Annotated in this window: 4 protein-coding genes; 1 reads left to right on the plus strand and 3 read right to left on the minus strand. The window is 41.2% G+C overall.

Annotated features, from left to right (window positions below; translation table 11 throughout):
• Together AC1DUW_RS19470 and AC1DUW_RS19475 are read right to left on the minus strand one after the other, a co-directional pair.
• The coding region (locus AC1DUW_RS19470; protein ID WP_477643240.1) for a YicC/YloC family endoribonuclease at positions 1–269 on the minus strand (269 nt) is incomplete at its 3' end.
• A gap of 154 nt (positions 270–423) precedes the next feature.
• On the minus strand, positions 424–3102 hold the full coding sequence (locus AC1DUW_RS19475; protein WP_477643242.1) for a calcium-translocating P-type ATPase, SERCA-type: 2679 nt from the start codon (positions 3100–3102) through the stop codon (positions 424–426).
• 450 nt (positions 3103–3552) lie between these two features.
• On the opposite strand from AC1DUW_RS19475, the gene AC1DUW_RS19480 reads away from it, so the two are divergent.
• Entirely contained in the window at positions 3553–5280 is a 1728-nt protein-coding gene (locus AC1DUW_RS19480; protein WP_053345268.1) for an Rqc2 family fibronectin-binding protein, read from the plus strand.
• 54 nt (positions 5281–5334) lie between these two features.
• On the opposite strand, the gene pyrE is transcribed toward AC1DUW_RS19480, so the two are convergent.
• Positions 5335–5914 (minus strand): orotate phosphoribosyltransferase (gene pyrE, locus AC1DUW_RS19485; RefSeq protein ID WP_477643241.1); only part of this gene is annotated, 580 nt, incomplete at its 5' end.

Below are 5914 nucleotides of genomic sequence, written 5' to 3' on the forward strand. Positions count from 1 at the left end.
CTCACATACTGATCAGCAAGATCCCAATCGATCTTGACCTTTTTGGAAACTAGGCTATCACCTTCTACTGTAATGAAGATTTCCACCCGTCCCCTTCTTATGTATTGATTCGCCTTTTTCTTCACTTTTTCTTCCAAAACCAAAAGTTGGCGCGGCATTCGAATCGTATATTCACAAAAACGATGGTTCACCGTCTTGATTTCGGCAAAAATCTTGACCTGTTCGTTTGCTGCTTCTTCTCTTCCATAGCCCGTCATACTGGTAACCATGGCTTCACTTCCTATCAAGCATAATGTAGTAACTTGGCGTTTACATTAATTATATATCAGCTTCAGCACGGACGCTTGAGCTTATAAATAAAAGGCTATAAAAATAAAAAGGTAATAGAGCAAGACTCTACCACCTTAAAGATTATATCATATTTCATTGTGCTTTTCTTGCTAAAAAAGTTCCTGCTAGTAAAAAAGTTGGGATGGACGACATTCCTAATACTAAAAGCCAATCCCTCCCCGAAATCGGAACGGTATGGAATATCGCTTGCAAGGGCTGAACATACATGACGGCGAGCATTAACAAAAGGGAAGACAGCACAGCTCCCACTAAATATAGATTACCAAATGGATTTCTCGAAAAGATTGATCGTTCACTTCTACAATCGAAAACGTGGATTAGTTGAGCAAGAACAAGGGTAGCAAATGCGATCGTTTGTGCATAAGTCAGATTATCAGGGTTCGCTCGATATACCACGTAAAACGCTATCAGTGTTGAAATTCCAATTAGAAAACCACGAGAGATAATTTTCCATCCAAGTCCTCTGCCGAATACACCTTCATTTGCATTTCTAGGATTTCTCTTCATCACATCGTCTTCTGGCGCATCAAGCCCCAAAGCCATCGCAGGAAGACCGTCCGTAACGAGGTTCACGAATAGAATTTGGATCGGGATTAATGGTAAAGGCAAGCCGCATAGCATCGCAAAAAACATAACCAAAATCTCTCCAACATTGGATGCTAGCAAATAACGAATAAACTTTCGGATATTTTCATAGATATTTCTGCCTTCTTTAATGGCTGATTTTATTGTTGCAAAATTATCATCAACCAATATCAAGGAGGAAGCCTCTTTGGCAACATCTGTCCCGGTGATTCCCATAGATATACCAATATCCGCTGATTTTATTGCTGGTGCATCATTGACTCCATCACCTGTCATCGCTACTACATGTCCTTTATTTTGCAATGCCTTTACGATTTTTAGCTTATGTTCCGGGGAAACGCGAGCAAACACCGAAACACTTTCTACTATTTCCTCAAGCTCTCCTACTTCCATATCTGATAATTGTCTGCCTTCTAGTACGAGGTCTTTCCCTTTTAAAATACCAAGTTCTTTAGCTATCGCCTTTGCGGTTATTACATGGTCACCAGTGATCATGACGGTTTTGATTCCCGCATCACGGCACTCTTTAACCGCCTGCTTCACCTCTGGACGCGGAGGGTCAATCATGCCCTGCAGTCCCATGAAGGTCAAATTGCGCTCAGCTTCTGTTTCATGGAGCAGAATTGTTCCTTTCGAAAGGGGCTTATAACCAACGGCAATCATCCGCAGTGCCTGTGAAGCTAACTCGCTCATGTCTTGTTGAACTCTTTCCTTACTTTCCCGATTCAGCGGGCCCGACTTCCCTTCCCATAGAATCGTGTCGCATTGGGCGAGCAATACATCAGGGGCCCCTTTTACGATGACGAAATGATTCTCTTTATCATCCTTCACTATAACGCTCATCATTTTCCGGCCCGAGTCAAATGGAAACTCCTTCACTATCGTGAACCGATTAGATAAGTATTCCCTTGTCAAACCTGCCTTCATTGCGGCAACCAACATCGCCCCTTCTGTCGGATCTCCATCAAGGACATATTGTTTTCCTTTCTCGTTTAGTTCAGCTTTGTTACAGAGCAGTCCAAATGTCATCATTTGAAGCAAAGCTTTGTGGTTTTTCGGAGCAACGGAAACTCCACCTAATGAAAACTCCCCAATCGGATTATATCCAGTCCCACTGACATCCCAGGTTTTACCTCCACTCCAAATTTTAGTCACCGTCATTTTGTTTTGCGTCAGTGTACCTGTTTTATCTGAGCAAATCACTGTTGCGCAACCAAGCGTTTCGACCGCTGGAAGCTTACGTACGATCGCTTTTTGCTTGATCATACGCTGAACGCCTAACGACAAGGCTACAGTCACAATTGCTGGCAATCCTTCCGGAATCGCCGCAACTGCTAAAGAAACGCCTGCTAAAAACATTGTATAGAGATCATGTCCTTGAATGACTCCAGTCAGTACGACGATCACCGTTAATATCAACGCCGTGACGATTAAAATTTTACCAAGCTGCTCTAAACGGCGCTGTAAAGGTGTTTCTTTTGTTTCAGCTGTCTGAAGCAAGTCGGCAATCTTCCCCATCGCAGTATTCATGCCTGTAGCGACAACAATACCGACTCCATTCCCTCTTGTAACCATGGTTCCCATAAAAGCCATATTTTCCTGATCACCAATACCTTCTAACTCATTAATTATCGGATCAGAACATTTAACAGCCGGGAGCGACTCACCGGTAAGTGCCGACTCTTCAATCTCAAGGCTTGAATTATCAACAATCCGTAAATCGGCGCCAATTCTATCCCCGCTCGAAAATTTCAAGATATCCCCCACTACGACTTCTCTAGATGGAATCTTCAGCCAGTGACCATTCCTAAGAACATGAACTTGTGGCGCTGACATTTCCTTCAGGGCATCCAAAGATTTTTCGGCCTTTCGTTCTTGAAAAAAGCCTAGCACTCCATTCAAAAAAACAATCGCCATGATGGCAATCGCATCGATATACTCACCCAGAATACCGGAGACCAAGGTCGCCGCAAGTAAAACAATGACCATAAAATCTTTAAATTGTGCGAAAAATAAAAGGATAGCTGACTGTTTTTCTCCTTCTTTTAATTCGTTAAAACCATGCTTATGCAGCCTGTCCTTTACTTCATCATCGTCCAAACCGTGTGTAACGTTTGTTTGAAGCGCTCTCTCCATTTCTTGCTTATTCATTTCCTTGAACTCCATCAAGTATCACACATCCCTTTGAATAGAATGAAATAGGCCCCTGTATACAACCAAACAGGCGCTCTAGCTCTGCTCATCCAACACCTGTCCGCATACTAAATACATAAAACAATCTGCTCTTCTTCCATGATTATTCAGACTCGTCCAAAAAAATGCTATAATTAAACAGAAATGCGAAAGATGAACGAACCTTATCCAAAATTGAACGAACAACTGCGTATAAAAATAGGCCACCTTAAAAGGTAAACTTTGGCTAGTTTAAACTAGGTACATATAAGAATTGATCAATTCAATTTACCTGAACATTTTAAAGCTCGCTTCATCGAGTTTTTCTAAACTTGCAAATGTCACTTTTGCGAGTTAATTATAGGACGAAAAACTCTCTGTAACTAACATCAATTAAAATCAATGGAGTCATAGAAAATCTTATGTAAAGGAAGTAAAAATAGAATGTCATTTGATGGATTATTTACGAAAGCGATGACGGAAGAAATCGCTTCTATACTAAAAGGTGGACGCATCAATAAAGTTCATCAGCCTTATAAAAATGAAGTTATCCTGGTTGTTCGCGCTGGAGGTAAGAACCATAAACTCTTATTATCAGCCCATCCAAGCTATTCAAGAGTACAGTTGACAGAAGAAAGTTATGAAAATCCAAAAGAGCCGCCAATGTTCTGTATGCTGCTTCGAAAGCATCTCGAAGGCTATACGATTGAAGATATTTATCAATATGAACTAGATCGGATGATTATTTTTGAGGTGAAGGGTCGTAACGAGCTTGGTGATGTCTCGCAAAAGCAGTTAATCGTGGAAATCATGGGTCGTCACAGTAATATTGTTTTAGTTGATAAAGAACGGAATATGATATTAGACAGCATTAAGCATGTCTCTTACGCTGTGAACAGCTATCGGGCGATATTACCTGGGCAGGAATACAAAGTGCCCCCTGCACAAGAAAAGCATAACCCCTTTGATGCTACTGAGGATGATATAAGGAAAAATATCGACTTTAATGCGGGAAAACTCGATCGTCAACTTGTTGCCCAATTTTCTGGAGTTTCTCCGTTAGTTGCAAAGGAGGCCGTTTATCGGGCAGGGTTGGCCAACAGTACCACTCTTCCATCGGCCTTTTCAAGTCTTATCAAGGAAATATCGGAACAAAAATATTCCGCAACTATAAAACAAGACGGCAACAAAGAAGTGTTTTATATGCTTTCGCTAGAGCACCTGACTGGAAAACACAGAACATTTTCTTCATTAAGCGAGATGCTTGATCGGTATTACTTTGGAAAGGCAGAGCGAGATCGGGTAAAGCAAAAGAGTCAGGATGTAGACCGTTTCATTGCGAATGAAATTGAAAAGAACTCAAAAAAAATCGGCAAACTCGAACGAACATTAAAGGAAACGGAACGCGGAGAACAATACCAATTGTTCGGTGAACTGCTGACAGCTAACTTATATCAAATGAAAAAAGGCATGAAGGAAATTGAAGTGGTCAATTATTATGATGATGAACAAAGTATGGTCATAATCCCTCTTGACCCATTAAAAAACCCATCTGATAATGCGCAAAAGTACTTCTCTAGATACCAAAAGTCCAAAAATGCAGTCGGTGTCGTACAAGAGCAAATCGAGAAAGCAAAATTGGAATTAGCCTACTTTGAAGCGTTGCATCAGCAACTCCAATCGGCTTCACCTAAAGATATTGAGGAAATACGCGAGGAACTTCAGGAAGAAGGATATATTCGTCAAAAAAAGAAAAAAGGCATGAAAAAGCCTGCCAATGCAAAACCACAACTTGAAACATATTATTCCACAGATGGAGATCTCATTTTTGTCGGGAAAAACAATAAACAAAATGATTATTTAACGAATAAATTTGCACGTCGCGATGAAATTTGGCTTCATACAAAAGACATCCCTGGGTCACATGTTGTGATTAGGAATGAATCACCGAGTGAAGAAACCATAAAAGAAGCAGCAGTTTTAGCAGCCTTCTTCAGTAAAGCAAAGCAATCGAGTTCGGTGCCCGTAGACTTTACACAAGTTCGCCATGTAAAGAAGCCGAATGGCTCGAAGCCCGGCTTTGTCATCTATGAACAGCAGCAAACCGTATATATTACACCAGATGCAGATACAGTTATTCGCTTAAAAGAAGCAGAAGCTGTAAAGGATTGATTTAAATACAAAAATATAAGTGTGTCCCAATCTACAAGATTGGGACACACTTTTTTATGCTAAAATCCACGCGGTATCTTCTGGGTTTTCCCGCCATTTTTTCAACTTTTCCAGTTCGCCTTCTGTGATGTAGCCTTTTTCGTTAGCGACTTTGATTAAGGTCGAATAGTCACTTAATGAATAGTTCGTAATGCCTTCAGCAAGGAACTTTTCTTTTCCCTTTTCCAGTTGGTAAGAAAAGATAGAAACGACCCCAAGGACATCACAGCCTGCTTCTTTAAGCGCGTTTACAGCCGTAATTACACTTCCACCGGTTGAAATCAAATCTTCCACAACCACAACTTTTTGCCCTGGAACAGCGCGACCTTCGATTTGATTGCCCTTACCGTGCTCCTTCGCTTTGGAGCGAACATAGCACATTGGTGCATCTAATTTTTCACTCACCCAAGCCGCATGCGGAATGCCTGCCGTTGCAGTACCGGCAATCAATTCAGCCTCAGGGAAATGCTGTTCAATTAATACTTTCAATCCTTCTGCTATTTCCTTTCGAACCTCAGGGTAAGAAAGGGTTAAGCGGTTATCGCAGTAAATAGGGGATTTAATTCCAGATGCCCATGTGAATGGTTCATTCGGC

It is taken from the genome of Peribacillus sp. P4_C12 (genome assembly GCF_056402095.1).